29 protein-coding genes and 2 tRNA genes are annotated in these 26,512 nt (G+C 66.7%); 11 read left to right on the top strand and 20 right to left on the bottom strand.

The features are described 5' to 3' along the window. Positions 1–3: 3 nt before the first annotated feature. Both PKE72_RS14420 and PKE72_RS14415 read right to left on the bottom strand, forming a co-directional pair. Positions 4–933: an L-threonylcarbamoyladenylate synthase gene (locus tag PKE72_RS14420; protein ID WP_271166069.1), complete on the bottom strand. Its 930-nt coding sequence runs from the start codon at positions 931–933 to the stop codon at positions 4–6. Next, on the bottom strand, positions 930–1,481 hold the full coding sequence (locus PKE72_RS14415) for a cytochrome b (protein WP_271166068.1): 552 nt from the start codon (positions 1,479–1,481) through the stop codon (positions 930–932). The genes PKE72_RS14420 and PKE72_RS14415 overlap by 4 nt, the downstream gene beginning before the upstream one ends. A gap of 119 nt (positions 1,482–1,600) precedes the next feature. Here PKE72_RS14415 and PKE72_RS14410 point away from each other — a divergent pair, with 119 nt between their 5' ends. Beyond that, positions 1,601–3,385 (top strand): acyl-CoA dehydrogenase, encoded by a 1,785-nt coding sequence (locus PKE72_RS14410; protein ID WP_271166067.1) that lies wholly within the window; start codon positions 1,601–1,603, stop codon positions 3,383–3,385. On the opposite strand, the gene PKE72_RS14405 is transcribed toward PKE72_RS14410, so the two are convergent. Beyond that, positions 3,283–4,209 carry a trypsin-like serine peptidase gene (locus PKE72_RS14405; protein ID WP_271166066.1) on the bottom strand — a complete coding sequence of 309 codons (927 nt, stop codon included), beginning with the start codon at positions 4,207–4,209 and terminating at the stop codon, positions 3,283–3,285. The two genes, PKE72_RS14410 and PKE72_RS14405, sit on opposite strands and share 103 nt — an antisense overlap. A 92-nt stretch (positions 4,210–4,301) precedes the next feature. Between PKE72_RS14405 and PKE72_RS14400 the strand changes: the two genes are divergently transcribed. Then, positions 4,302–6,536, top strand: a complete 2,235-nt coding sequence (locus PKE72_RS14400; RefSeq protein ID WP_271166065.1) for a S9 family peptidase — start codon at positions 4,302–4,304, stop codon at positions 6,534–6,536. Continuing rightward, positions 6,521–7,030, top strand: coding sequence for a GNAT family N-acetyltransferase (locus PKE72_RS14395; RefSeq protein ID WP_271166064.1), 510 nt, complete (start codon positions 6,521–6,523; stop codon positions 7,028–7,030). Before PKE72_RS14400 ends, PKE72_RS14395 begins: the two co-directional genes overlap by 16 nt. A gap of 4 nt (positions 7,031–7,034) precedes the next feature. On the opposite strand, the gene PKE72_RS14390 is transcribed toward PKE72_RS14395, so the two are convergent. Further along, entirely contained in the window at positions 7,035–7,895 is an 861-nt protein-coding gene (locus PKE72_RS14390) for an NAD(P)-dependent oxidoreductase (RefSeq protein WP_271166063.1), read from the bottom strand. 125 nt (positions 7,896–8,020) lie between these two features. Here PKE72_RS14390 and PKE72_RS14385 point away from each other — a divergent pair, with 125 nt between their 5' ends. The 3 genes from PKE72_RS14385 (at position 8,021) to PKE72_RS14375 (ending at position 10,124) form a co-directional block, all read left to right on the top strand. Beyond that, positions 8,021–8,920 (top strand): flagellar motor protein MotB, encoded by a 900-nt coding sequence (locus PKE72_RS14385; protein WP_271166062.1) that lies wholly within the window; start codon positions 8,021–8,023, stop codon positions 8,918–8,920. A gap of 114 nt (positions 8,921–9,034) precedes the next feature. Beyond that, positions 9,035–9,772, top strand: a complete 738-nt coding sequence (locus PKE72_RS14380) for an arginyltransferase (protein WP_271166061.1) — start codon at positions 9,035–9,037, stop codon at positions 9,770–9,772. Between the two features lie 73 nt (positions 9,773–9,845). Beyond that, positions 9,846–10,124: a hypothetical protein gene (locus tag PKE72_RS14375; RefSeq protein WP_271166060.1), complete on the top strand. Its 279-nt coding sequence runs from the start codon at positions 9,846–9,848 to the stop codon at positions 10,122–10,124. Between the two features lie 39 nt (positions 10,125–10,163). Here PKE72_RS14375 and parC read toward each other — a convergent pair whose 3' ends face one another. After that, positions 10,164–12,377 carry a DNA topoisomerase IV subunit A gene (gene parC / locus PKE72_RS14370; protein ID WP_271166059.1) on the bottom strand — a complete coding sequence of 738 codons (2,214 nt, stop codon included), beginning with the start codon at positions 12,375–12,377 and terminating at the stop codon, positions 10,164–10,166. Positions 12,378–12,525: 148 nt separating this feature from the next. On the opposite strand from parC, the gene PKE72_RS14365 reads away from it, so the two are divergent. Continuing rightward, positions 12,526–14,253: a cytochrome c biogenesis protein DipZ gene (locus tag PKE72_RS14365; RefSeq protein WP_271166058.1), complete on the top strand. Its 1,728-nt coding sequence runs from the start codon at positions 12,526–12,528 to the stop codon at positions 14,251–14,253. Here the strand turns inward: PKE72_RS14365 and PKE72_RS14360 are convergent. Continuing rightward, on the bottom strand, positions 14,250–14,804 hold the full coding sequence (locus PKE72_RS14360; protein ID WP_271166057.1) for an RNA polymerase sigma factor: 555 nt from the start codon (positions 14,802–14,804) through the stop codon (positions 14,250–14,252). The two genes, PKE72_RS14365 and PKE72_RS14360, sit on opposite strands and share 4 nt — an antisense overlap. 566 nt (positions 14,805–15,370) lie before the next feature. Between PKE72_RS14360 and PKE72_RS14355 the strand changes: the two genes are divergently transcribed. Together PKE72_RS14355 and PKE72_RS14350 are read left to right on the top strand one after the other, a co-directional pair. Then, positions 15,371–15,447: transfer RNA gene (locus tag PKE72_RS14355), tRNA-Asp, on the top strand. Positions 15,448–15,529: 82 nt separating this feature from the next. Continuing rightward, a tRNA-Asp gene (locus tag PKE72_RS14350) sits at positions 15,530–15,606 on the top strand. 84 nt (positions 15,607–15,690) lie between these two features. Here PKE72_RS14350 and PKE72_RS14345 read toward each other — a convergent pair. Further along, on the bottom strand, positions 15,691–16,941 hold the full coding sequence (locus PKE72_RS14345; protein ID WP_271166056.1) for a glycosyltransferase: 1,251 nt from the start codon (positions 16,939–16,941) through the stop codon (positions 15,691–15,693). Between the two features lie 324 nt (positions 16,942–17,265). Here PKE72_RS14345 and PKE72_RS14340 point away from each other — a divergent pair, with 324 nt between their 5' ends. Next, positions 17,266–20,559, top strand: coding sequence for an autotransporter outer membrane beta-barrel domain-containing protein (locus PKE72_RS14340; protein WP_271166055.1), 3,294 nt, complete (start codon positions 17,266–17,268; stop codon positions 20,557–20,559). Positions 20,560–20,652: 93 nt separating this feature from the next. Here PKE72_RS14340 and PKE72_RS14335 read toward each other — a convergent pair whose 3' ends face one another. The 11 genes from PKE72_RS14335 to PKE72_RS14285 all read right to left on the bottom strand — a co-directional run bounded on the left by PKE72_RS14335 (position 20,653) and on the right by PKE72_RS14285 (position 24,377). Continuing rightward, the gene (locus tag PKE72_RS14335; protein ID WP_271166054.1) at positions 20,653–20,964 is read right to left on the bottom strand and encodes a hypothetical protein; all 312 of its coding nucleotides are present in this window, start codon (positions 20,962–20,964) and stop codon (positions 20,653–20,655) included. Continuing rightward, positions 20,961–21,266: a hypothetical protein gene (locus tag PKE72_RS14330; RefSeq protein WP_271166053.1), complete on the bottom strand. Its 306-nt coding sequence runs from the start codon at positions 21,264–21,266 to the stop codon at positions 20,961–20,963. Before PKE72_RS14330 ends, PKE72_RS14335 begins: the two co-directional genes overlap by 4 nt. Continuing rightward, positions 21,263–21,613: a hypothetical protein gene (locus PKE72_RS14325; protein WP_271166052.1), complete on the bottom strand. Its 351-nt coding sequence runs from the start codon at positions 21,611–21,613 to the stop codon at positions 21,263–21,265. The genes PKE72_RS14330 and PKE72_RS14325 overlap by 4 nt, the downstream gene beginning before the upstream one ends. Before the next feature lie 22 nt (positions 21,614–21,635). After that, the gene (locus PKE72_RS14320; RefSeq protein ID WP_271166051.1) at positions 21,636–22,016 is read right to left on the bottom strand and encodes a hypothetical protein; all 381 of its coding nucleotides are present in this window, start codon (positions 22,014–22,016) and stop codon (positions 21,636–21,638) included. A gap of 31 nt (positions 22,017–22,047) precedes the next feature. Continuing rightward, entirely contained in the window at positions 22,048–22,281 is a 234-nt protein-coding gene (locus PKE72_RS14315) for a RebB family R body protein (protein WP_008262209.1), read from the bottom strand. 18 nt (positions 22,282–22,299) lie between these two features. Continuing rightward, entirely contained in the window at positions 22,300–22,635 is a 336-nt protein-coding gene (locus PKE72_RS14310; RefSeq protein ID WP_271166050.1) for a RebB family R body protein, read from the bottom strand. A 3-nt stretch (positions 22,636–22,638) separates the two neighbouring features. Beyond that, entirely contained in the window at positions 22,639–22,863 is a 225-nt protein-coding gene (locus PKE72_RS14305; protein ID WP_267513027.1) for a RebB family R body protein, read from the bottom strand. 24 nt (positions 22,864–22,887) lie between these two features. After that, on the bottom strand, positions 22,888–23,232 hold the full coding sequence (locus tag PKE72_RS14300; protein WP_271166049.1) for a hypothetical protein: 345 nt from the start codon (positions 23,230–23,232) through the stop codon (positions 22,888–22,890). Then, positions 23,229–23,606: a RebB family R body protein gene (locus tag PKE72_RS14295; RefSeq protein WP_271166048.1), complete on the bottom strand. Its 378-nt coding sequence runs from the start codon at positions 23,604–23,606 to the stop codon at positions 23,229–23,231. The genes PKE72_RS14300 and PKE72_RS14295 overlap by 4 nt, the downstream gene beginning before the upstream one ends. A 73-nt stretch (positions 23,607–23,679) precedes the next feature. Then, the gene (locus PKE72_RS14290) at positions 23,680–24,003 is read right to left on the bottom strand and encodes a RebB family R body protein (protein ID WP_271166047.1); all 324 of its coding nucleotides are present in this window, start codon (positions 24,001–24,003) and stop codon (positions 23,680–23,682) included. A gap of 35 nt (positions 24,004–24,038) precedes the next feature. Beyond that, on the bottom strand, positions 24,039–24,377 hold the full coding sequence (locus PKE72_RS14285; RefSeq protein WP_267513023.1) for a RebB family R body protein: 339 nt from the start codon (positions 24,375–24,377) through the stop codon (positions 24,039–24,041). Between the two features lie 235 nt (positions 24,378–24,612). Between PKE72_RS14285 and PKE72_RS14280 the strand changes: the two genes are divergently transcribed. After that, positions 24,613–25,239, top strand: coding sequence for a hypothetical protein (locus tag PKE72_RS14280; RefSeq protein WP_271166046.1), 627 nt, complete (start codon positions 24,613–24,615; stop codon positions 25,237–25,239). A 24-nt stretch (positions 25,240–25,263) separates the two neighbouring features. Here the strand turns inward: PKE72_RS14280 and recO are convergent, their stop codons facing one another. Further along, the gene (gene recO, locus PKE72_RS14275) at positions 25,264–25,995 is read right to left on the bottom strand and encodes a DNA repair protein RecO (RefSeq protein WP_271166045.1); all 732 of its coding nucleotides are present in this window, start codon (positions 25,993–25,995) and stop codon (positions 25,264–25,266) included. Next, positions 25,995–26,507, bottom strand: coding sequence for a nuclear transport factor 2 family protein (locus PKE72_RS14270; protein ID WP_271166044.1), 513 nt, complete (start codon positions 26,505–26,507; stop codon positions 25,995–25,997). The genes recO and PKE72_RS14270 overlap by 1 nt, the downstream gene beginning before the upstream one ends. Between the last annotated feature and the right edge of the window lie 5 nt (positions 26,508–26,512).

The raw sequence follows: 26,512 nt of genomic DNA, 5'->3' as shown, positions 1-26,512 counted from the left end.
GCCCTAGCCCACAAAACCGGCGGCGCGCCGCAGCCGGTCATTGATCGCCTCGCCCAGCCCTTGCGTCGGGATCGGCGACACGGCGATGCCCGCAGGATGCGTCCGATCGGCTTCCCTGAACAATCGGAACAGGTTGGCGGCCGCTTCTCGCAGATCGCCGGACGGACTCAGGCTCCAGCGCGGATCCCCTACGCCGGCCCCGAAACCCAGCAGGACCTCGCCCTTGCGTGGCTCGATCACGTCGATCCGCACCGGGGCGTCCGGCGCATAGTGGACGGCCAGCCGCCCCGGCGACCGATGCCCCTCCCCGCCGTCCGTCAGCGACCCGACCACGGCCTCGATCTCGGTGCGGGTCACGGCGCCCGGCCGCAGCAGCGACACCCGCCGCTCCAGTACCGACACGACCGTGCTCTCCAGCCCCACCGCGCACGGCCCGCCGTCCACGGCCGCCGCAGCGGCGAACCCCGTCTCCTCGACGGCGTCGGCGAAGGTCGTCGGGCTGGGCCGCCCCGACCGATTGGCCGAGGGCGCCACGACGGGGCCGCCGAAGGCCGACAGCACGGCTCTCGCCCCGGCATGACCCGGAACCCGGATGGCCACACTGTCCAATCCGGCCCGCGCCAGATCGCAGACCCGATCCCGATCCCGCACCGGCGTCACCAGGGTCAGCGGACCCGGCCAGAAGGCCTCGGCCAGAGCCCGCGCCTGGCTGTCGAACACGCCGATCGCTTCCGCCGCCATGGCGTCCGCGACATGGGAAATCAACGGATTGAAGCGCGGCCTTCCCTTGGCTTCAAAGATGGCCGCCACAGCCTCCGCCTGACCGGCGTCCGCGCCCAGCCCATAGACGGTCTCGGTCGGCAGCAGGATCAGTTCGCCCCGCCGCAACGCGTCTGCGGCCTGTTCAGGCGTGTCGCCGCCCCGCAGGCTCATGGCCGGCGCGGAATCAGCGGGATCATCCGATGAAGCACATTGTCGCGATTGATGAATTGATGCTTCAGCGCACCCAGCACATGAAGCGCGATCAGGACGTACAGCCCCTTCATCACCAGCTCATGCATGTCCATGAAACGCCCCGCCGTCTCGCGTCCGCCGCTGACCGGCAGCAGCGGCCAGTCGAACAGGCCGAACCAGGCGATCTCGCGCCCGGCGGCCGAGGACGCCAGCCAGCCGGTCATCGGCATGGCGATCAGGACGACATAGAACAGCACATGGACGGCCCGCGCCGTCCACCTTTCCCAGCGCGGCGCCTCGACCGGCAGGGGGATGGCCGGATGCGCCAGCCGCCAGCCGATTCGCGCCAGGGTCAGGACCAGGATGGTGATCCCCACCGACTTGTGCAGCATGACGAATTGGCCCGACAGCGGCCCTTCAGTGTTCTCATGGGCGGTGATCAGCAGCACCTGGGCCAGAACGCCCAGGGCGATAATCCAGTGCAGCGCCAGCGACACCGTCGAATAGCGATTACGAGGCTCGGCCATGACTTCCCTTCCGTGGCGGCAGGGCGCCAGTGTGCCCTGACGAAAGCCCCTGCGCCAAGTCGCTTGCGAGATTGGGCGACGAAGATGCACTTAGGCCTGAAGACAGATCGAGGAAACCCATGAGCTACCGCGCCCCCGTCCGTGACCTGGCTTTCACCCTTGAGGCGATCGCCGGCATGGCCGACGTCTCCGCAACCGGCGCCTTCCCCGACTATGATTCCGACGTCGCGGGCGCCGTGCTGGAGGCGGCCGGCCAGTTCTCCGAAGAAGTGCTCGCCCCTCTGAACCGTATCGGCGATCAGCAAGGCTCTCATTATGCGAACGGCGCCGTCACCGCCGCGCCTGGATTCGCCGACGCCTATCGCCAGTTCGCCGCCGGCGGCTGGACCGGCCTGTCCGCGCCCGCCGAGGTCGGGGGCCAGGCCCTGCCCAAGGCGCTGGAGCTCGCGGCCTTCGAGACGGTCCACTCGGCCAATATGGCCTTCGGCCTCTGCCCCATGCTCTCGCTCGCCGCTATCGAGGCGCTCGACCAGGTCGGAACCGAGGACCAAAAAGCCCGGTACCTGACCAAGCTGGTCAGCGGCGAATGGACCGGGGCCATGGTGCTGACCGAGCCGGGCGCCGGGTCGGACCTGGGCTCTCTGATCAGCACGGCGACGCCGAACGGCGACGGCACCTATGCCCTGAACGGCCAGAAGATCTACATCACCTGGGGCGATCACGACGCCACCGACAACATCATCCATCTGGTGCTCGCTCGCCTGCCCGACGCGCCTGCCGGCCCCAAGGGCATCAGCCTGTTCCTGACGCCCAAATTCGCCGTCAAGGACGACGGAAGCCTGGGCGAGCGCAACGCCTTCCGACCGGTCGGAATCGAACACAAGCTGGGCATCCACGCCTCCCCCACCTGCGTCATGAGCTACGAAGGCGCCCGCGCCGAACTGGTCGGTCGTCCGAACGAGGGCCTGGCCCATATGTTCGTGATGATGAACGCCGCCCGCCTCGCCGTCGGGGTCGAGGGCGTGGGCATCGCCGAGCGCGCCTATCAGCATGCCCTGGCCTATGCGCTGGACCGTCGCCAGGGCCGTTCGGTCTGGACCGGCGAGGCCAATGCTCCGATCTTCGACCATCCCGATGTGCGGCGCATGCTGGGCGTGATGAAGGCCAAGACCTCGGCCGCCCGCGCCATCTGCCTGTCGACCGGAGTCGCCGCCGACATGGCCCGCCATGCCGGAACCGACGAGGATCGTCGTCGCTGGAAGGCCCGCGAGGACCTGTTCACCCCCATCGCCAAGGCCTGGTCCACCGACGTCGGCTGCGAGGTGGCCTCGCTGGGCATTCAGATACACGGCGGCATGGGCTTCATCGAGGAGACTGGCGCCGCCCAATACTATCGCGACGCCCGCATCGCCCCGATCTATGAGGGCACCAACGGCATCCAGGCGATGGACCTGGTCGGGCGCAAGCTGTCGATGGACGGCGGCGAGGCGGCCAAGGCCGTGATCGCCGACATGAAGGCGACCCTGGCTGACCTGGGCGCCCTGTATTCAGGCAAGCCGCTCGAACGGTTCGCCACGGGGATCGAGGCGGTGCAGGACGCCACCCTGTGGCTGCTGGACCGCAAGGCCGACGCCGACGGCGCCGCCGATGTTCTGGCGGCCGCCGACGCCTATCTCAAACTGATGGGCGACGTGGTCGGCGGCTGGATGCTGGCCAAGGGTGCCCTGGCGGCCAAGGCGCGGCTGGACGCCGGCGACGGCGATCCGGTCTGGCTGCAAGGCAAGCTGGACCTCTATGAGGTCTATGCCGCCAATGTTCTGGGCCATGTCTCCAGCCGCCTGGCGGCCGTGGGCCAGGGCGGCGATCTGTTGCAACGCCTGACGGCCGAAGCCCTGACCGGCTGAGGCGGCGAGCGANCCGGCGCCGCCTTCTGATCCAGCAGGGCCACCGCCTCACGGATATAGTCGGCGTGGACCACAACGCCGATGCCCAGACGCTCTTCCTGCACGATGACCTCCTGGGTCAGCACACCGGCGACATAGGGATGGATCGGTGTCTCCACATCCGCCTGTCGCTGCACTGTAGGGGTCCAGAAAACCGGCCCGCCCGAGTTGCCCGGGAAGACGGCGAAATCGAGCAGGAAGGTCGGAAAGGCGCTGATCGGCGTCAGCGGCCAGGAGGCGATCCGCCCCACCCGCAGGATCGGGAACCCGGCCCGATTCGCCGACAGGCCGCGCGGAAAGCCCAACGACAGCATGTCGTCGCCCGGCCCGACCTCAGCTGCATCGAAAGTGTCCTTGTCGGCCAGCCAGGCCATCGGGATGGCGGCGCGGGCGAAGGCCTCAGGCGCGGCGATCTCCATCACCGCCACATCACGGTCTTCCGGCTTGGTCCACAGTGGATCGGACGCCGCATCGCGGATCGTCAGAGGCTGGGGATCGAACCGCCATCCGCCGTCAGGCAGTTCGGTGCGCCAGCCGATCCGCGCCTCGGCGTCAGGCATTCGGCTCAGAACATGGTCCGCCGTCACCAGCACGATGCGCGGCGTGCCGTCCGGCCGGGGCGCGTTCAGCAGAAAACCGGTCCCGACCGTCCGCGTTCCGTCTCCGGTCGGCTGGTCGATCTGCACCGTCGCGTTGATCAAGGACACCGTCAGGTCCCACGCAGGACGCCGTTCGGTCTGCGCCGCCTCGATAAATGGCGTCGGCTGAGTCTGAAGGTCGAACATCAATGGAAAGCACTTCCCCCGCTTTTCTTCATTTGACGTCGGCCATAGGCCACGCACAAGGTCCGGTCATCCGAATAAAAGGGGCCGAGCTTATGAACCGTCGCCAGTTGATCCTTTCCACGGCCGCGACCGCGGTCGCGACGGCCTCCCCCGCCCTTACCCCCGCTTTCGCAACGCCCGCCAAATCCGCCGGAACCTCGATGCCTCACCCCCCTGTCGCCAAGAAAATCCCCGTCGTCATCGAGCAACTGGGTCGCACGCGCACCGACGACTATCACTGGATGAAGGACGACAACTGGCAGGCCGTGCTGAAGGATCCGAGCCTGATCAAGGCCGAGGTCAAGGAGCATCTGACCGCCGAAAACGCCTATCGCGAAGCCATGATGGCTTCCACCGTCCCGCTGCAGGAAGCGATGTTCGCGGAGATGCGCGGCCGCATCAAGGAGGACGACAGCTCCGTTCCCGCCGCCGACGGCGATTGGAATTATTTCGTCGAGTACCGCACGGGCGACCAGCATCCCCGTTACATGCGGGTCGAACGTCAGGGCACATGGATGGTGAACGGTCAGCCGGTGACGAAAAACTTCGTCATGGCCCCCACGCCCCAACTGCTTCTGGACGCCAACGAACTGGCCGAGGGCAAGGCCTATTCCGAGGTCTCGGCCGCTTCTCACAGCCCCGACCACAGCCTGTTCGCCTATGCTGAAGACGCCCAAGGCTCTGAGGTGCACAAGATCTATCTGAAGGATCTCGCCACCGGCGCCGTCCTGCCCGACCCCATCGAGAATTCGAACGGCGACTTCACCTTCTCGCCCGACAGCCAGTGGATCTTCTGGACCAACCGCGACGACAACGGCCGGCCGGACAAGATTTTCCGCCGCCCCGCACGCGGCGGCGAGACCACCCTGGTCTATGAGGAAGAAGACGACGGCATGTTCATCGGCGTCGGCCGCACCGCCGACGACCAGTTCATCGTCATCAGCATCCAGAACCAGGAGACGTCCGAGGCCCGCTACATCCCCGCCTCTACCCCGACCGCGACGCCGGCGGTGCTGGAGCCTCGGGTAGTGGCCATCCGCTACGACGTCGATCACTGGGGCGACCGCTGGGTGATCCGCACCAACGCCGACGACGCCATCGACTTCAAGATCGTCCAGGCGCCCAGCGCGACCCCGTCCAAGGCCCACTGGACCGATCTCGTGCCGCACACGCCCGGCCGATATATCGAAGGTCTGGACCTGACCCAGGACCACCTGGCCCGCCAGGAGCGCGCCGACGCCAATACCCGGATCATCATCCGCGACCGCGCCGGCGCCGAGCACGAGATCGCCGTCGATGAACCCGCCTTCGCCCTGTCGCTGTCCGGCGCCTCCGAGTTCGAAACCACGACCACCCGCTACAGCTACAACTCGCCGTCCACCCCGACCCAGACCTTCGACTACGACATGGCGACCCGCGAGCGGACCCTGCGCAAGACCCAGCAGATTCCGTCCGGCCACAATATCGCGGACTATGTCGTCGAACGGCTGAACGCCCCGGCTTCGGACGGGCAGTTGGTGCCGGTTACGGTGCTGCGTCGCAAATCCACGCCTGTCGATGGTTCAGCGCCCCTGCTGCTGTATGGCTACGGCTCCTACGGCATTCCCATGCCCGCCAGCTTCTCGACCAACCGGTTGTCGCTGGTGGATCGCGGCTGGATCTACGCCATCGCCCACATCCGGGGCGGCTCGGACAAGGGCTGGGGCTGGTTCCTGGACGCCCGTCGGATGACGAAGAAGAACACCTTCACTGACTTCATCGCCGCCGCCGAACACCTGATCGCAGGCAAATACGTCGCCGCCGGAAACATCGTCGCCCAGGGCGGCTCGGCCGGCGGTCTGTTGATGGGCGCCGTCAACAATATGCGGCCCGACCTGTGGGCCGGCGTCATCGGCCAGGTGCCCTTCGTCGATGTAATCAACACCATGAGCGACACCTCCCTGCCGCTGACGCCGCCGGAATGGCCCGAGTGGGGCAATCCGATCGAGGATCCGGAGGCCTACGACTATATGATGAGCTACAGCCCCTATGATCAGGTCGGCCCCAAGGCCTATCCCGCCGTCCTGGCGACCGGCGGCCTGTCCGACCCCCGCGTCACCTATTGGGAGCCCGAGAAGTGGGTCGCCAAGCTGCGGCCCGCGACCACTTCGGGCAAGCCGGTGCTGCTGAAAATCAATATGGAAGCCGGTCACGGCGGCGCCGCAGGCCGGTTCGACTATCTGAAGGAGGTCGCCCACGACTACGCCTTCGCCGTCTGGGCCGCCGAGAAGGGATGGGAGGCCGCCTGATTTCCATCCCCGAAATCCGCCTGGCGACCGACGGTGATTGGCCGGACCTCTGGCCGATCATCGAAGGCGTGACCCGCGCCGGCGACAGCTACGCCTATCCGCTCGACATGAGCGAGACAGTCGCCCGGGCTCTCTGGACGCCGCCCCCGCCCGGCGGCGTCCTCGTCGCCGTCGAGGACGGCCGGGTTATCGGCGCCGCCAAGATCGTCCCGAACCGTCCCGGCAACGGCGCCCACGTCGCCAACGGCAGCTTCATGGTCGCCCCCCAGGCGCGCGGCCGTGGCGTCGCCCGGCGCCTGGGCGAAGCGGCGCTAGAATTCGCCCGCGACGCCGGCTTCCGGTCCATGCAGTTCAACGCCGTGGTTGAGACCAACGCCATCGCGGTGGCGCTATGGAAATCGCTGGGCTTCGAAATCCTCTGCACCATCCCCGAAGCCTTCGACCACCCCGCACACAGTCTGGTCGGCCTGCACGTCATGTATCGACGGCTTTAGCCCGTCAGTCCCGCGACTGCAGCCGCGCCGCCAGGCTGGAGGTGTCCCAGCGATTGCCGCCCATGGCCTGCACCTCGGCATAGAACTGATCGACCAGGGCCGTCAGGGCCAGACGCGCCCCATTCGACCGCGCCTCGTCCAGCACCAGCCCGAGATCCTTGCGCATCCAGTCGACCGCAAAGCCGAATTCGAACTCGCCCTTGGCCGCGGTCTTCCAGCGATTGTCCATCTGCCAGCTCTGGGCCGCCCCCTTGGACACGGCGTCAAAGGCGGCGTCCGTATCCAGGCCCGCGACCTGGGCGAAATGCACAGCCTCGGCCAGACCCTGGACCACGCCGGCGATGGCGATCTGATTGACCATCTTGGTCAACTGCCCCGATCCCGCCGGCCCCATATGCTTGATCGCCTTGGAATAGGCCTTCAGCGCCGGCTCCGCCCTGGCCAGGGCCTCGGGGTCGCCCCCGGCCATGACGCTGAGCTGGCCGTTCTCGGCCCCGGCCTGACCGCCGGACACCGGGGCGTCGACGAATGCCCGTCCCTGCTCCGCCGCCAGTTCGGCCATCTCGCGCGCCAGCTTGGCTGACGTCGTGGTGTGATCGACGATCACCGCCCCCTCGGCCAAATACGGTAGAGCCTCGGTCACAACCGACCGCACATCCTCGTCATTGCCCACGCAAAGGATGAACAGTTCAACGTCTTGGACCGCCTGGGCGACAGTCTCGCCGAACCGCCCGCCCGTCGCATCCGCCCAGACCTGCGCCTTTGCGGTCGTGCGGTTGAAGCCGACGACATCATGGCCGGCCTGCATCAGGTGGCGCGCCATCGGGGCGCCCATGACGCCCAGGCCGGCGAATGCGATCTTCATGACAGGCTCCTTGGTTCAGCCCGGACTAGGCCGCGTCGGGCGGGCGTTCAAGCCGCTCGCCTCGGATCAACGCGCGGTTAACCTTGGCGCCCCACATTGGGACAGGAAATTCCCGGGGTGCGTCCATGTCTGTGAGCGATCGTCCGATCCTCATCAAGAAGGTCAAGAAGGTGTCCGGCGGCGGCCACCACGGCGGCGCCTGGAAGGTGGCCTATGCCGACTTCGTGACCGCCATGATGGCCTTCTTCCTCCTGATGTGGCTGATCAACACGACGGACCCGGAGCAAAAGCGAGGAATCGCCGACTATTTCGCCCCGGCAAGCGTGTCTGAGACCACATCTGGATCCGGCGGCATTCTGGGCGGCACCGCCCTGGGCGACGACGGTCCCAAGAGCTCCGGCTCGCAGTCCGTGATCGAACAACTCGCGCCAGAGGCCCCTGCCGACGCCAGCAATCCGGGCGCCAGCACCGATCTTTCTAGCGCGAGCGAGGCTGCGCTCCAGGCTGAAATCCAGAAGCGTGAGGCGGCGGAATTCGCCAGCGCCGCCGAATCCCTGCGCCAGGCCATGCAGTCGATGCCGGAACTGGCGGAGCTGTCGAAGCAGCTGATCGTCGACCAGACGCCCGAAGGATTGCGCATCCAGTTGGTCGATCAGGAAGGCCGTTCCATGTTCGACAACAACTCGGCCCGACCGAACGCGCGGGCCCAGGTCCTGTTGCGCGCCGTGGCCAAGGTGATCAACCAACTGCCGAACCGCATCTCCATCACCGGCCACACCAGCGCCACGCCCGGCTCCAACCGCGCCAGCGCCCCCGCCGACTGGACCCTGTCCTCGGAACGCGCCAACGGCTCGCGACTGGTGCTCCAGAACGCCGGCGTGGACCCCGACCGCGTCTATTCCGTCGCCGGCAAGGCGGGTTCGGACCCCCTCTACCCCGACGACCCCACCCTGCAAGGCAATCGCCGCATCGCCATCGTCCTGTTGCGCGAGGCGCCGGTCCTGCCGATGGACACCTCGCTGTGATCGTGGACGGCTGTGGCGCCCAGGCGCTTGCGGCCGAGCCGTCAATGACGGCAAATCCAGGCATGAGCCTTCGACCGTCGCATTTTTGGCCCGTTCAGGTGCGGACATAGAGCCGTGACCCAGCACGTTCCGACACGACAACTCCGGTTCTTCATGACCTCGGTCGCGCCGTGTCCCTATCTGCCGGGCAAAACAGAACGCAAGGTCTTCGCCAACCTGCCCTTCTCCGACGGCGCCCACGTCAATGACGAACTGACCCTGGCCGGCTTCCGCCGCAGCCAGAACATCGCCTATCGCCCGGCCTGCGAGGCCTGCGACGCCTGCGTCTCGGTCCGCCTGCCCGTGCCCGAGTTCGCCTTCAGCCGGTCGCAGCGCAAGGTCCTGGCCCGTAACGCCGACCTGTCGCGCGATCTGGTCGAGGCCGAGGCCACGACCGAACAGTTCCAGCTGTTGCGCCGCTACCTGACCACCCGCCACCCGACCGGCGGCATGAGCGACATGGGCTGGCTCGACTATGTCGCCATGGTCGAGGACACCGCCGTTCGCACCCACCTGATCGAATATCGTCTGGCCTCCGACGACGGCGGCCCCGGCGACCTGGTCGCCGTCACCCTGACCGACCTGCTTAAGGACGGTCTTTCGATGGTCTACAGCTTCTACGACCCCCGCCTGGACCGCCGCAGCCTGGGCCGGTTCGCCATCTTGGATCACATCCGCCAGGCGGCCCAGGTCGGCCTGCCCTACGTCTATCTCGGCTACTGGGTCCGGGGCTCGGAGAAGATGGACTACAAGGCCGACTTCCGCCCGATGGAGGTGCTGGGCAAGCTGGGCTGGTCTCGGCTGGAGGACTGACGCTGAAACCGCAACCGTGACAGCTCGCCGCAACTACCGAAGATTGACTCGCTTCCACAGAAGGCTCTCTGTTGTGAAGCGCAATCAGGCGCACGATGTGGAGAAGGCGATGAAAATCTCAAGATTGGCGACTTTCACGGCATTGATCCTCGCTGCGGGCAGCAGCGTCGCATCATCCCAGAACTGGCCAGGCCACGGACCGGTGGAACAGGGGCATGTCGCCTACCACTACAATCAGGAATTCGAGCCGCGCCAGCTCGTCGCAATCTCTGGTCAGAACTGCGACGGCAGCACATATCACGAGCCCCTGCAGCTCGGAGCCTATATCGAATACGTCTACTTCGACTGTTGATGTCGACCGTCGGCGGACCAGATCGGTCCGCCGCCTTCGTCAACGAAACTTCCGCAAGCCTCGCGGCCCCTGACGCCCGGCCCCGGCGCGCTTGCCCAGCCAGTCCTTCCAGTCGGGCCAGTTGCGACGACGCCCGCCGCCGTCGGCCCATTCCGGCCCCTGTTCGGCGTTGAACACGGTCACGTCGGCCAGGCCGCCCTGTTTGAAGCCTTGCAGACGCACCCCCTTGCCGCGCCCCATCTCGGGCAGTTCGTCCAGCGGGAAGATCAGGGTCTTGATATTCTCGCCTATGGTCGCGACGTGATCGGCCGTCGGCGTCTGCGGGATGCGAAGCATGGCCAGCATGTCGCCATTCAGCACCTGTTTGCCGCCCCGCTTCTGGGCCAGGGTGTCGTCTTCCGGCGCGATAAAGCCATAGCCGGCCTTGGACGCGATCAGCAGTTTCCCGCCCGGCTGGTGGGCCAGGACATTGATGATCTCGGCCTTCTCATCCAGATCGATCATCAGGCGCAGCGGCTCGCCATGCCCGCGACCGGACGCCAGCTTGTCGGCCCCGATGGTGAAGATCCGCCCGTCCGACGCCCCCACCAGCAGCTTGTCGGTCGTATAGGCCGGCACCAGATAGGCCAGCTGGTCGCCTTCCTTGAACTTCAGCTCCGACGGATCCTCGACCTTGCCCTTGGCGGCGCGGATCCAGCCGCGCTCCGACAGGATGACGGTGATCGCCTCGCGCGGAATGAAGGCTTCGGGCGCGACGAAGGCCGAGGTGTCGACGGCGTCGGCGATGGTCGTCCGACGCGGCGAGATCAGCGCCTTGCGCACGGCCTCCAGCTCCTTGGAGATCGCCTTCCACTGCTTGCCTTCCGAAGACGTCAGGGCTTGCAGGTTGGCCAGCTCCTCCGACAGTTCCTTGAACTCCTTCTCGATCGTCATCTCTTCCAGACGCGCCAACTGACGCAGCCGGGTGTCGAGGATGAAGTCAGCCTGGACCTCGGTCAGGCCGAAACGCGCGATCAGGACGGCCTTGGGCTGTTCCTCCTCACGGACGATACGGATCACCTCGTCCAGGTTAAGGAAGACGATGCGCAGGCCTTCCAGCAGGTGCAGCCGCTTCTCGACCCGCGCGATCCGCCACTGCGACCGGCGGTTCAGCACCTCGCGCCGGTGATCCAGGAAGGCTCTCAGGCAGGCCTTCAGCCCCATGACGCGCGGCGTGCCGTCGGCGTCCAGCACGTTCATGTTGATCGGGAAGCGAACTTCCAGATCCGACAGCTTGAACAGGCTCTCCATCAGCATCTCAGGCTCGATGGTGCGGTTCTTGGGCTCCAGGATCAGGCGGATGTCTTCGGCCGACTCGTCGCGCACATCGCCCAGCAGGGGCGCCTTCTTGTGCTCGATCAGGTCCGCCAGCGCCTCGATCAGGCGCGACTTCTGCACCTGATACGGCATCTCGGTGACTATGATCCGCCACACGCCGCGTCCCAGATCCTCGGTCTCCCAGCGCGCCCGCAGCCGCACCCCGCCCCGGCCCGTCTCATAGGCGTCCAGGATCGAAGCATGGCCCTCCACCGCGACCCCGCCGGTCGGGAAGTCCGGTCCGGGGACCAGTTGCACCAGCTCGGCCGTCGTCGTCTCGGGCCGGTCCAGCAACATCTGGCAGGCGTCAATCAGTTCGCCGACATTGTGCGGCGGGATCGAGGTGGCCATGCCTACGGCGATGCCGGACGAGCCATTGGCCAGCAGGTTGGGGAAACCGGCCGGCAGAACCACCGGCTCCTCGTCCTGATCGTCGTAGGTGGCGCGGAAATCGACCGAGTCCTGATCGATCCCGTCCAGCAGCAGCACGGCGGCGGGCGTCAGCTTGCACTCGGTATAGCGCATGGCTGCGGCGCTATCGCCGTCGATATTGCCGAAGTTCCCTTGACCGTCGACCAGCGGATAGCGCTGGGCGAAGTCCTGGGCCAGGCGCACCAGGGCCTCATAGATCGAGGCGTCGCCATGCGGGTGGTATCCGCCCATCACCTCGCCGACGACCTTGGCGCATTTGCGCGCCGCCGCCTGCGGGTTCAGCCGCATCTGGTGCATGGCGTACAGGATGCGCCGGTGCACGGGCTTGAACCCGTCCCGAACATCGGGAAGGGCGCGGTTGGTGATGGTCGACAGGGCGTAGGCCAGATAGCGACGGCTGAGGGCCGTCTCCATAGGCTCGTCAATGATACGGCCGCCTTCCGGCGGCGGAGCGTGGATCGTCATGGGCCAGCGAATCGGGGATCGGAAGCGCGAAGTCTAGCCCGTTCGACACAAGACAGGGCGTCTATCTGTGGGAGATAATGCGCCGAAAGGTAACCGAACGCGGTCCGGCTTCGTATCTAAGTGACACCATCCCGTCAGGCCCGTCTCCATGATCCTGTTCCTGCTCTCCTATTTGGCCGGCGCCCTGACCATCGTCAGCCCCTGTATCCTGCCCGTCCTGCCCTTCGTCTTCGCCCGCGCCGGCCGGCCGTTCGTGCGCAACGGCCTGCCCCTGCTGGTCGGCATGGCGGTCACCTTCGCCGGGGTGGCGACCCTGGCGGCCCTGGGCGGCGGCTGGGCTGTGCGGGCCAATGAGGTTGGCCGCTGGATCGCGCTCGCGGTCATGGCCGTCCTGGGCCTCAGCCTGCTCGTACCCTCCATCGGGGATCGATTGATGCGTCCCTTCGCGGCGGCCGGCTCCTGGCTGACCGATCGCGTCGAGCGACGCTCCGCCGACCAAGGCGACGTCCGCGCCTCCTTACTGCTGGGTGTGGCCACCGGCCTGCTGTGGGCGCCCTGCGCAGGCCCCATCCTGGGCGTCATCCTGACCGGCGCGGCCTTGCAAGGCGCTGGGGTCGGCTCGACCGTTCTGCTGCTGGCCTATGCGGCGGGCGCCGCCACCTCCCTGGCCTTGGCCCTTCTTGTCGGCGGGCGGGTGTTCAAGGCCATGAAGGGCGCGCTGGGCGTCGGCGAATGGGTGCGGCGCGGCCTGGGCGCCTTGGTGCTGATCGGCGTGGCCGCCATCGGCCTGGGCCTGGACACGGGCCTGCTGACCCGGATTTCAGCCGGAAGCACCGGCCGTCTGGAACAGGCGCTGCTCGGCAGTATCGGTCGCGGCGTGCCGACGAACGCTGCGCCGGCGGACCTGGCCAACCTGCCGGTCGAGGGCCAGTTGCCCGCATTTACCGGCGCCACGACGTGGATCAACTCTCCGCCCCTGACGCCGCAGCAGCTGCGCGGCAAGGTCGTGGTCGTCGACTTCTGGACCTACTCCTGCATCAACTGCCTGCGCGCCCTGCCCTACGTCCGCGCCTGGGCCGAGAAGTACAAGGATCAGGGCCTGGTCGTCATCGGCGTCCACACGCCCGAATTCGCCTTCGAGAAGTCCGAAACCAACGTCCGCGACGCCGTCCGCCGCCTCGGCGTCGACTATCCGGTCGCCATGGACAACGACTTCGCCATCTGGCGCGCCTTCAAGAACCAGTACTGGCCCGCCCACTATTTCATCGACGCCCAGGGCCGCATCCGCCACCACCATTTCGGCGAAGGCGACTACGACGGCTCTGAACGCGTCATCCAGCAACTGCTCAAGGAGGCGGGCGCCGCCGACGTCGCTGCGGACGTGGTCCAGGTTCAGGCCCAGGGCGCCGAGGCCGCCGCCGACATGAACCAGCTCGGCTCGCCCGAAACCTACGTCGGCTACGCCCGCGCCGAGAATTTCCGTTCGCCCGGCGGCTTCGCCCGGGATGCGGTCAAGACCTATGCCGCCGGCCCCCTGGGCCTCAACGACTGGAGCCTGACCGGCGCCTGGCGCGTGACCCGCGAACACGCCGAACTGACGGCCGCCGGCGGCCGGGTCGCGTTCCGCTTCAAGGCCCGCGATCTTCATCTTGTGATGGCGCCCGCCGCCGAGGCGGCGCCGAGATTCCGCGTCCTGATCGACGGCCAGGCGCCGGGCGCCGCCGCCGGGTCCGACATCGACGCCCAGGGGATGGGGCGCATCGACGGACAGCGCCTGTATCAGCTGGTGCGCCAATCCGGGCCGGTGCGGGAACGCACCTTCGAGATCGAATTCCTCGATCCGGGCGCCCAGGTCTTCGCCTTCACCTTCGGCTAGATATCCAGCAGAAGCCGCAGCTGTTTGCGGGCCAGCTGCCGTCGCTTTCTGACCAGTTCGCGGCTGATGTTCAGATGGGCGGCGATCTGTTCGTCGCTCCAGTCGTCCAGGTGAAGCTTCAGCGGCTCGACCAGGCTCGCCGGCAGGGCCTTCATCGCCCGCCCCCAGGCGGCGTCGCTTTCCTGTTGAGACAGCACCTCCTCCGGCGAGGGCTCAGCCGCAGCCCAGGCCGCTGCAGACGGCGACGGCAGATCGTCGTCCTCGATCTTGATCGGAACACGGCTGGCGTTCTGGCGATGCTGGTCCATGCAGGTGTTGTGCAGGATTCGCACCAGCCAGGCGCCTGGGTTCTGGATCGGCTGTCGGTCGAAAGCCTGGGCGGCACGGACCATGGCCGCGCTCAGCGCGTCCTCGGCGTCGGCGCGATTGCCGCCGCTGAGGCGCAGGCTCCGTTGCCGCAGAACGGTCTGATGCGCCATCCAAACGGCCCAGAAACGGTCCAGCGAAGGTCGGCGGTCCAGGGACCGCGCGATGACCTCGGCAGGCGTCACGGATCGCCCACGCCCTCCTCCCGCGGCCCTGGCCAGAACATCCACCGGCGAGGGTGGACGTCGCGATGGTCCATAGGCTCTGGACGGACGCGCGGCCCCGGCCACAGGCTCAGCAGGATTCGCCTGTTCGCCGCTCTCCGCATTCCAATCCGGAAACAGCGGGACGATGGTCATGGCGTCATTCCCCTTCCCGTAAAGAAGACCGCCAAGCCTGAACGGCTCGCTCCCCGGCCTCCGTCTCCCCCTGGGCGGTTGTCCGACGACCCTTGCAAACACGGCCAGAGCCCGCCCCTTGCAACCTAGACGGGCGTTTTCGCTTTTTGTGAAGGCTAAACGGGTAATCGAGCCAAATATCTCGCTCTCTTGGCCCTGGAGAGCCCGCAACAATGGCCGCTCGCCCCCTGTCGGCACGGCGCATACGGCGGGCGGACGCGACCGGCGGATCTTCTCCACAGCCTATCGTGCCGCATGGTCGGTCTTTCTCGGAAAAGGCCGCTTGACGCGATGGGTCAGCCCGCCTAAACGACGCCCCTCGCCGGGGCGCACAGCCGCTTCGGCCGGGAAACGCGGGTGTAGCTCAGTTGGTTAGAGTGCCGGCCTGTCACGCCGGAGGTCGCGGGTTCGAGCCCCGTCACTCGCGCCACTCTTTCTAGAAATAGACAGAGTGGCGCTACCGCCTTCCCTCTCTAAGTTTTCGAAACAACTCAAAAGTTTCGACCTGATACGCGGGTGTAGCTCAGTTGGTTAGAGTGCCGGCCTGTCACGCCGGAGGTCGCGGGTTCGAGCCCCGTCACTCGCGCCACTTCTTACAGACAAAGAAGTGGCGCGCCCCCGCTCTCTGACGGGCGGAAGACATCGCCTCATTTCCTGGATTTTCGCGCCGGCCTCAGTGGACGGCGAAGGCCTCGTCGGGCTGCACGAAGGCGGCTTCGCCCGTCAGCTCGCCATAGACCATGCACAGGTCCTCGAAGACCCGATTCCAGGCGAATTGGTTGACGGCCTTGTCCCGCGCGGCGCGGCCGATGGCCTCGATGTCCCTCGCAAACAGGGCCTCCACCGCCTCGGCATAGGCGCCGGCCTCGGCGCTGGCCGCCAGTTGGCCGACCGACTCATCGACCGTCTCGGCCACGCCGCCGGCGTTGACCCCGACCACGGGACGACCACAGGCCATGGCCTCCAGCACGATCAGGCCGAACGGCTCCTTGTCATTGGCGTGAACGAAGGCGTCGCAGCTGGCGATGATCCGGGCCACGGCTTTCGGATCCTTCTCATAGGGCATCGAAATCACCCGATCTTCGTCAGGCATGCCCGACCCGGCGCCGACCAGCACCAGATGATAGGGCGCGCCCAGCTTCTGGACGGCCTCAATCAGGATATCGACATTCTTTTCCTTGGCCGGGCGTCCGGCGAAGCACAGCAGCCGGGCGTCTTCGCCCAGGCCCAACTCCTTCAACAGCCACGGACGATCCCGACGATCGGGCCGGAAGGTGTCGATCTCGACGCCCAGCGGGCGGATGACGATATTGCTCACCCCGGCCTCTTCCAGCCGCCGCGCGATGAATCGGCTGGGCGAAATGACCCGGTCGAACTGCGAGAACAGGCGGGCCCAGCGCTTTTCCACCGGCTTCTTGGCCCATTCGCCGAAGTGCAGAGCCGCTAGGCTCGCCGGATCCGAATGACAGAAGCCGACCACCGGGCAACCCACCCTTTGCCCCGCCTCCAGGGCGCCCTGCCCCGGCGTATAGGGATCGCCCGCCTCGATGATCGAGGGCTTCATCGCCGCCACCCAGGCGCTCCAGCGCTTGACCGAACTGGGCCAGCGGTAGCCGTCCCCGAACGGCAGCTTCGTCGCCCGCAGTTGCACGATCCCGTCGGTTCGCGCCTTGTGTCGCGCGCCCGGCACGATCAGCGAATGACTGACCCCCGGACGGTTGGCCTCGATCCAGGCCTTCTTAGACAAAAGATAGCGCTTCACCCCGCCGGAACGCGGCGCATACAACATGGTGCTGTCCACCAGCCGAGGCCGATCGTCCATCGCCGCCAGCTTCAGCGCCCTCAGGGTGTCCGCGACTTCGACGTCCAGTCCGGGAATCAGCCGGAGCTCGCTTTCGTGAACGTCGAGGTCGGTCAGTGTCATGAAGAGGTTCTCGTCTGGTCTGGGCTCGCCAACGCCGGAGGGCGTGGATTGGATGCGTCGTCGTGAAACGCGTTTGACCATGCTTCCGCCCCTAGACCCCGGCGCGGCAAAGCTCAATAGCCGCGTCGGAAATCCTTCCGCACCCCCCACAACACCCCGCAAATTCGGACGTTTCATCAGGCTGCAGGCCTGACGCGGAACAGCAACATGCTGAACGCGGCCTTGCATTCGCCTCAAATTCGATAAACTTGAGCAAGGTTGGCGTCGATCCTGTAATGGACCGCCTTGTTCGTGATCGCGTGGCCACCAGGGGTTTTCTTCCGAATGCGTATTCTGCTCGCGACCGCCGTAGCGATCGCTCCCTTGTTGGCTGTGACGGGCGCTCAAGCCGAGGTCGTCGTCTCGACCGCGCGCACGACGCCGATCCAGACGTCCAACGCCACCGGCACGGCGGCCGACAACGTCCGTATCGCCAGCGGCGGTTCGATCGCCGTCACCTCCGGCGCGGCCATGACGCTGGATTCGAACAACACGCTCGACGTCGATAGCGGCGGCTCCATCTCCATGGCCAAGTCGGCGGACGGCGCAACCGGCATTCTGGTGAACGGCGGCAACACCGGCTCGCTCGCCATGGGCGGCTCCATCTCCGTCACCGATTCGCTGGAAGATGCCGACTACAAGGACACCGACAGCGACGGCGATATCGACGGTCCCTTCGCGACCGGAACAGGCCGCTATGGCGTGCGCGTCGCCGGCCCCTCCGCCTTCACCGGCAACATCACCCTCGAACCGACCAGCGCGATCACCGTCGAGGGGAACAACAGCTACGGCCTGGCGGTCGAGACAGACCTGAACGGCCGCCTGCAAAGCCTCAGTACGGTCCGCGTGCTCGGCGACGGCACGGTCGGAGTTCGCACCACCGGCGCCGTGTCCGGCAATATCGATCTGGCCGGTTCGATCACGGCGACAGGCGCAGGCGCGACCGGGGTGTCGATCGAAGGCGATGTGGGCGGCGCCCTGAAGATCCATTCCGCCGTCACGACGACCGGCTATCGCTACACCACGCCCCCGCCGGTACGGCCGACGTCGGGAACGGTTTCAGACACTGCACTCTATCTCGACGAATTGGACGCCGACGACAAGTTGCAGGGTGGCCCGGCCGTGCGTGTGGCCGCAGACATCAACGGCGGCGTCGTGCTTGACACCGGTCCGACCTACGGCGCCGGCGGCATCGAGGGCGATGACGACGGCGACAACATTAAGAACGGCGATGAAGACAGCGACGGCGACGGCGTCATCAATCGCACCGACACGGATCGCGACGGGGACGGCATCCTGGACAGCAGCGAAACCGCGGCGTCCCTCACGTCGCTGGGCGGCGCACCGGCCCTATTGATCGGCTCCACGACCAACACCGTGGCCCTGGGCGCTGTCGGCGCAGGCGATTCCGCCTACGGCTTGATAAACCGCGGAGCCATAACCGGCTCGGGCGTTTATTCGGGCATTGAATCACGCGCCCTTCAACTGGGCGTGGCCGGCGGCCAGGCCGTGACAGTCGCAGGCGGCGTCAGAAACGAGGGCACGATTTCCGCCTCGGCGACGACGGCTGACGCCACGGCGATCTGGATCGGCGCCAATGTCACCGCCCCAGCTCTCTCCAACACGGGCACCATCCAGGCCGGCGCCTCGGGCAGCACGGCCACGACCTCTACGGCGGTTCTGATCGGCGCGGGCGCCAACGTATCCTCCATGACCAACACCGGGGTGATTACGTCGCGCTTCACCGGAAACCACGGCGACGCAGTCGCCGTTCGGGATTCTTCCGGCGCCCTGACCCAGTTCACCAACGCCGGCACCATCGCGGTCGGGATTAGCCCGGACACCACCGACACCACGGCTCAGGATGGTGAAGCCATAGCCGTCGATCTGTCGGCCAACACCACCGGGGTCGTCTTCCGTCAGTACGGCGTCGCCGCCGCCGCCGGCAGCACTGCAACCGACACCGACAAGGACGGCGTGCCCGACAGCGCTGAACCTACGATGGTCGGCGCCATCCGGCTTGGCTCGGGCGGCGACACTCTGAACATCGAGAACGGCACCATCATCGGCGACATCTCGTTCGGCGGCGGCGCCGACACGATGAACGTCACCGGCGGCGCTGCGATTTCCGGCTCGATCACGAACGCGGCCGGGCTGGCGCTCAATGTGACGAACGGCTCCCTGTTCGCCAATCAGACCACGACCACCAACATCTCAAGCCTGAACGTCGGCGCGGACGGCACGCTCGTGCTCACCGTCGATCCGGCGGCGAACAACGCCGGCGGCTTCAACGTCAGCGGTGCGGCCAATATCGCGACCGGCGCCGCGCTCGGCGTCCGCTTCGCCACCCTGCTGCAAGACCCGGCTCGCTTCGACGTCATCAGCGCGGGTTCGCTGACCGTCGGGACGATCGACCAGACCCTGCTGGGCGAGAATTCGCCCTACCTCTATGTCGTCTCCGCCGGGGCCGACACCACTGCAGGAAAGGTCTATGTCGACGCCCGCCGTCGCACGGCCGAAGAGGCCGGTCTGATCCCGGTCGAGGCTTCGGCCTTCGACGCGGTTTACGCCGCCCTCGGCGACAATACGACGCTTCAGAACCTGTTCCTCAGCCAGACGACCCGCGAGGGTTTCGCCAACGTCTATGAGCAGATGCTTCCCGATCACTCGGGCGGTCCGCTGATGTCCCTGTCGGCCGGCGTGGACGCCGTGACGCGCGCCCTGACGGGCCGCAACGCCTCCGCCGCGCCCGGCGAGACCAGCGCCTGGGTCCAGGAAATCAACTTCTACGCCGACAAGGACAAGACCGACTCCTATGGCTTCCGTTCGGAAGGCTTCGGCGTCGCCGGTGGCGTTGAAAAGGGCACCAGCGTCGGCGCCTTCGGCGTCACGGCCGCCTTCACCTCTTCCGATATCGAGGATCCCGAAGCCGAGGCCGAGGAAATCCTGTCCGCCAATCTTCTGGAACTGGGCCTCTATTGGCGCGCCCAGGGTCAGTACTGGACGACCTGGGCCCGCGCAGCCGGCGGCTACGCCAGCTTCAGCGCCGACCGTTCTTTGGTCGCCGACGGCGTCTATCTGAACAACACTTCCGACTGGCACGGCTGGACGGCTGCGGCGGCTGGCGGCGCCTCCTATGAGCGCAACTACGGTCGCCTGAACGTGCGCCCCGAAGTCTATGCCGAGTACTTCCGCCTGTCGGAAGGCTCTCGTACCGAAAGCGGCGGCGGCGACGGCTTCGACCTCGACATCGATTCGCGCGACAGCCACATCTTCTCCGCTGTCGCGGCGATGAACGTGGGCTACGGCTTCGGCCGCGACGGCTGGATCCGCCCCGAACTGCGCATCGGCTATCGTCAGAACCTGTCGGTCGACGCCGGCGAGACCATCGCCCGCTTCGCCAGCGGCGGCCCGGACTTCGTCCTGTCGCCCGACGCGGTCGAGGGCGGCGGCCTGATCCTCGGTTTCCGCCTGAACCTGGGCAACGACCTGGGCATGCTGTCCCTGACCGGCGATGCCGAACTGCTCGAGGACTACGTCCGCTATTCGCTTCTGCTGCGGGCCAGCTTCCGCTTCTGATCGGACGCCGCCTGGACGACAAAAAGGCCGCCGGATCGCTTCGGCGGCCTTTTCATTGGGTGGTCTTCTGAAAGCCTGGTCCGCTTCGCGGCCTCAGGTTTCGGCGGTTGCGGTTGCGGGCTCGGCCTTGCTCCGTTCGATCATGGCGCAGATGGCCAGATCCAGTTGCCGGGTCACCTCGCGGGCGATGATCTTCTGCAAGGCCTCGACGATCTCGATACTGATCTGGGCCGACGGTCCCATCTCGGCGCGTCGCATGTCTTCCGGCATGGCGGCCAGCCGCTGCTCGGCCACCGCCCGCTTCAGCACGGTGCGTTGATCGGCGAAACTGTCGACCACCGAATGCTTCTGCTCCGATATGGAATCATACAGGTGGCGCCCCGCCGCGCCATGAGCGTCGCTCACGTCTTGTCTCCCTTTGCCTCGGGCTCCACGCCCAGCGCCCGTGTCACCTGGGCCTGCAATTGAGAGAGCATGTCCTCGGTGAATTTCTGGACCTCGGCGCTGGCCGCCGCCTGGTTGGGCGCCTGACCCAGGACCTGCGCCTTCATCAGGTCAGGCATCTGTTTGGCGGCCATGCTGAACATCTCCACGACCATGCGCTGCGCGGCCAGGACGACAGGATCCTTACCGGATCCCGGCGCCGCCGGTTCAGCCGAGTCCCCCCGCTGGTCTTCGGCCATGGCGAGCCCCCTCTTCCGGGTCATTCCTTGTCCGACGACGCCGGAACCAGCGTGACCTTCTCGACCAGTTCGCCCGCCTCTATATCCGCCAGCAGCGCCTTGGCCTTGTTCATTGAGGCGGCCGCAAGGGGCGCATAGGGATCGGCCAGCAGCGGCTCTTGGATACGATAAAGCAGGGCGACCAAGATCTGGGCTGCGGCGCGCAGCTCCTGGTACCGCGCCTGGCTGTCTTCCAGCCGCTCGGCATTCGACAGGTCGTCGGCGGCGTTCAGCCACCGTTCGGTGTCGGACCGCGTCTCCCGTTCCAGCGCCTGGGCCTCTTCAACAACGGCCTCGGCTTCGCTGGTCTTCAACACCGTCAAACTGGACATGGCATGCTCCTTGGTTCTGGGTTCAGTTTCTAGGGAAGGTCTGGACCGCCTTGGTGACGGACTCCGCCGCCAGCCCCGCCGCGATCGGCGCCGCGAACGAGCTGACCAGGGCCATGGCGTAGGCGATCAGGGCCGGCTCGCTCATTCCGCCCGAGGCCAGCATCATCGCCATGGCCTTGCCCTGCACGGTGGTGCTGATCGACAGGACGTTGCGCTGATAGTCGGCGGCGTCCTGGACCGACAGGGCGGCGGCCTGGGTGGCCTTGTCATAGGCGATGACGCCTCCGGCCGAGACCCGCGTGGAACTGGCCGGCGTGCCATCGTCCAGGGTCGCGAATCCCAGCGCCCAGTTGGTCGAGGTCTGGACGGCGTCCTTGATCTGGCTGTTGACGGCATCGGTCACGGCGGGGCGGCTTTCTCTTCAGGTCTGGCGCTTATTTCTGCGCCGCGTTCATGATCATGGTGACGGCGCTCGAGGTCACGGCGTTGCCGATCTGCTGCAGCCCGCCTTGGGCCTGTTGCGCATTCTGCATGGCCAGCGAAATCGAATGGGCCATGCTCTGATAGACCAGCGCCATGGACTGGGCCGGCGCTTCGCCCAGCACCTTGACGTTGGTCTGTGTGACCGCGTCGGTGACCTGCGAGTTGACGGGCGTGTCGGCGGCCATGGTTCAGATCCTGACGTTCTAGAGTTTCAGCAATTTGAGGGCGACAAGCAGGACGAGCGCATTTTCCAGACTGTTGGATGCGGGCGCCTTGTGGGCGATCCGCGTGGTGGCCATGGCCGAGACCATGCTGCCCATCTCATAGACCTGCATGACCCCCTGGTTGGTCGCCGCTTGGGCGCAGATTGACGCCTGGCGCTGCGTCTGGACCGCGTTCGCGAAGGCGATCGACATCGAATGGGCGGCGCTCTGATAGATCGAGCCCATGGCGATGGTCGAGGCGGCGCCCAGGACCATCAGGTTCTGCTGCGTCACCGCATCGGTGATCTGGCTGTTGACGGGGGTCGGATAGGCCATGGCTCAGGCCGGTATTTCGAGGATTTTGGCGATCAGAGCGCCGACCGCGGCATTATTGATCTGTTGCATCCCGCCCTGGGCCTGACTGGCGTTCTCGACCGACAGGCTGGTGGCGTGGGCCACGGCCTGGACCGAAATGGCCACGGCCTCGGCCGGTCCCTCGCCCAGCACCTTGACGTTGGTCTGGGTGACGGCGTCGGTGATCTGCGAATTGACGGTGTCTGTCATGACGAAGCCCCCCTTCTTCTTGCCTCAGGTGACGACCGGCGCGCCGTAAAAGGCCGACGGCGGGTCCTGGCGGACCTGGGACACGGCGTGCGCCGCGAGCGCTGCGGGTGCGACGACAGGCGCCGCCGCGCGCAGCGTCTGCATCTCCGCCAGGCTGGCGGCGAGATACCGCGTCTGCAGCGTCGCCAACTCCGCCGCTTGAAGGGTCGACGCCGCCAACCGGGCGGCGAAAGCGTCCGCCGAAGCCATGATGGTGATCAGGCTGGCCTGGCATAGGCCCGCCCCGGCGCACAGCAGCAGAGACTCGTCGCGACAGACATCGTGCTCCCGCCGGTCTTCGCGCGTTTCGCGTCTGGTCTGCGGGCTCATTCGAACGCCTCCTCACGACGCGGCGTCAGATCCGGCCACGGGATGACCGATGGCTTGTCCATCAGGGCCTGGACGCAGTTCATGGTGGCGACCATGCCCAGGATATTGGTGGTCTGCTGATTGGCGACGGCGTTGTGGTACATCATGCCGCTGGCCTGATTGGCGGCGACTAGGCTCTGCATCGCGGCGAAGCTCGGTCCCGACCCGATGACGGTCAGCAGGGTGTTGGCCACCGCTTCCGCCGTCGGGGCGGTCGCCGGATTCTTGCTGAGTTCAAGCATCAGCTTCATGACGTCCTCGAAGTCGCCCAGGCGCGCCGTCGAGCCTTCCGCCGCCTTGTCCGCCGGTTTGTCGGTCGTCTTCGCCTCGGCCATGGCCGTCCTCCAGGGGTGGGCGCGGCGGGCGCAAGTCTCCCGCCGCGGCTGTCAGGGATATCCGTCGTCGGCGTCAGGCCGCCGTCGCCCGCAGGGCGGTCAGCAAGGCCATCATGTTGTCGGGCGTGTCCGATTGGCTGATCTTGCTGGCGGCGACAGCGCCGGCCATCGTGTCCACGCTGTAGATCTGGATCACGCCCTGGTTGGTCGCGGCCTGACCGGCGATGGCCAGCTGCTGCTGCGACGAGGTGGCGTTTTCGTAGAGAATACCGGTCGAGTGGGCGAGCGACTGATAGATCGCGCCCATGGCCATGGCCGGAGCGTCGCCCAGCACCTTGACGTTGGCCTGGGTGACGGCGTCGGTGATCATGCCGTTGACGGGTGTCGGAAGCGCCATGTCTTAAATCCTTTGAATGAGGGTTGCAGCGAAAATCAGGAAACGGCGGCGTGCGGCCCGACGGCGCGCAACGCGGTCAGCAGGGACAGCATGTTGTCGGGCGTATCGGACTGGGCGATCTTCGAGGTCGCCACGGCGCCGGCCATGGTGTCCACGCTGTAGATCTGGATGACGCCCTGGTTGGTGGCGGCCTGGGCCGCGATCGCCAGTTGCTGCTGCGACGAGGTGGCGTTCTCGTAGAGGATGCCCGTGGAATGGGCGAGCGACTGATAGATGGCCCCCATGGCCATGGCCGGGGCGTCGCCTAGAACCTTCACATTCGCCTGGGTGACGGCGTCGGTGATCTGCCCGTTCACCGGTGTCGGAATAGCCATGAGTTGTCTCCTTACCCGTTGGATCGAGGCCCGCTGGAAGAAGATCGCCCGGCCCCGCTTAGGACGACCTCCACAGGCATGACGTCCGAACTCGACGGATGTGAACCACTCTTGGTTGATTTTCTTTTTCCATGCTCGTTCACGGAGCGCGCCGCCCGCCGTCATCCTCCTCGGGCGATCCAGGCGCAGGGTCATGGCTTCCCGCCCTGCCGAACAGACCAGGGAGGTGTCATCCATGGGGACCGCTTTCGACCTGCTGCTCCTCAGCCTCGCCGCCAAGGCGACGCGGCGAGAGCCCTTCGCGCCTGGCGCCGCCCGCTCGCCCACTCAACCGCCGGCGGTGAAGCCGGCCCCTCATCGGAGAACTGGTCCAATGCCGCTTTCACCCCGCGATTTTCTCGCCCTGGTTCAGGGCTGGGCTGACGCCAACGTCGACCGCATCCGCAAAGTCTGGCCGTTACAGGGCGGTTGGGAAGCCTGGGCCCAGGCGGAGATCGCCGGCGCCGTCAATGCTGCGGCTCCGGACGCCTGGATCTTGCGCGAAGCGCGAGTCTACCCTGACAATTCCCGCGCCGACTTCCTGATCAACGATCCCTTCCAGAATCCGCCGACGGACGAGATCGTCGTCGAGATGAAGTGCGAGTCCTTGCGCAACTGGGGCGCCTTCGTCGATGGCCTTCGCTACGACGTCTGGAAGCTGAACGGCGCCTTGGGCATGGATCTGGCCCCTGCGCACAAGATCGCCCTGGGTATCTTCTTCTCGCCGGAATCCCAGGCCGAGTTGGCCCAATTGCAGGGCTTCACCATCACCTATACCCCGAACCGAGAGGTCGGGATCGCCAGCATGGTGTGGCAGGCCTGACGCTGAAAACGACGGGGCGGCGCTCTACAGCCGTCCCGTCTCGGCCAGCTTGTCCAGCATCCAGACCCGGGCGGGCGGCAGAGGCTTGTTCTGCGGGTGGAAGACGAACTGCTCCAGGAAATGGCCGGTCAGGTCGAATCCCGCCTTGACGTCGCCTTCGACCAAGCCGGCCTGCGCCCCCAGCATGAAGGGCGGCAGGGTCAGCATCTTGTCGGCATAGGGGGCGCCCGCCGCGCGGCTGACCGCCCGCCCGGTGCGCGGACTGACATAGATCAGATCGTCCGCCGTCCCCGTCGCCGCGCATTTCGACAGATCGAGCCCGAACCCCAAATCCTCCAGCAGCCCCGCCTCGAACCGTACGAAGATGGCCGGCCAGACCTCCGGCAAGGCGAAGGCCGCCATCAGGGCTTCAAAGGCCAGAAACACGCCCGGATGCGGCTCGCGCTCCGGCAAGGCGCCTTGGGCCACCCCCGCCGCCGCCGCCAGGCCGGTCAGGGCCAGGGCGTCGTCGAACAGGGCGCTGGGCCCTTCGCCCACCGGCTCCAGCCGCGCCCCGCCCAGATGATCCGACGTCCGCGCCCGATAGTCGGCGACGACCCGCGCCCCAGCCTGCAGAAAGGGTCGCATTTTTCGCGACGCGCCCCCCGCCACATAGGCCGCGCGCCGCCCGTGGGTCTCGGTCAGCAGGTCCACCACAGCGCCGGTGTCGCCATGGCTGCGCGCCGACAAAACAAAAGCCTCTTCATGGAAATCCATCAGTCGGCGGGCGCGGACTTGATCGCGTCGACAACCGCGTCGGCCCGGTCGTTCGGCACCGTGAAACTGAGCACATATTGCTCGATCTTCCAGACATTGCCCGGCCCGGTCCGCCTCAGCAGCCCGGACCCCCGCAGCGCGCCATAGGAGTCGTTGTCCAGCTTTTCGTCGAACCAGGCGAAGTCGCCCGAGATGATCAGGGTCCGGTCATAGGGGCGATAGGTCCAGCCCTGTCCCCGCGCAAATATCGGTTCCGCATAGGCCTTGAACGCGGAAATATCCCAATGCTCCGAGGCGTCGGTCCCGATGAAACGGGCGCCGCTGCTGAACTGGGCGAAATAGGTTTCGCCGTCCGCCTCCGCCGCCGCCTGGTGCATCCGATCCAGGGTCGCGGCCGCCTCGTCCGCCCCCTGCTGGGCGGCGATGCCGATACTGTCGTCCCGCGGGGGAACCATGGCCGCCAGCGGCGGCGCGGATTGAAGAACCAGGGCGGTGAGCAGAACGGCGATCATGTCGC

The organism is Brevundimonas intermedia (genome assembly GCF_027922165.1).
Taxonomy (GTDB): Bacteria; Pseudomonadota; Alphaproteobacteria; order Caulobacterales; family Caulobacteraceae; genus Brevundimonas; species Brevundimonas intermedia.
This window is presented reverse-complemented; position numbering and strand designations above follow the sequence as displayed.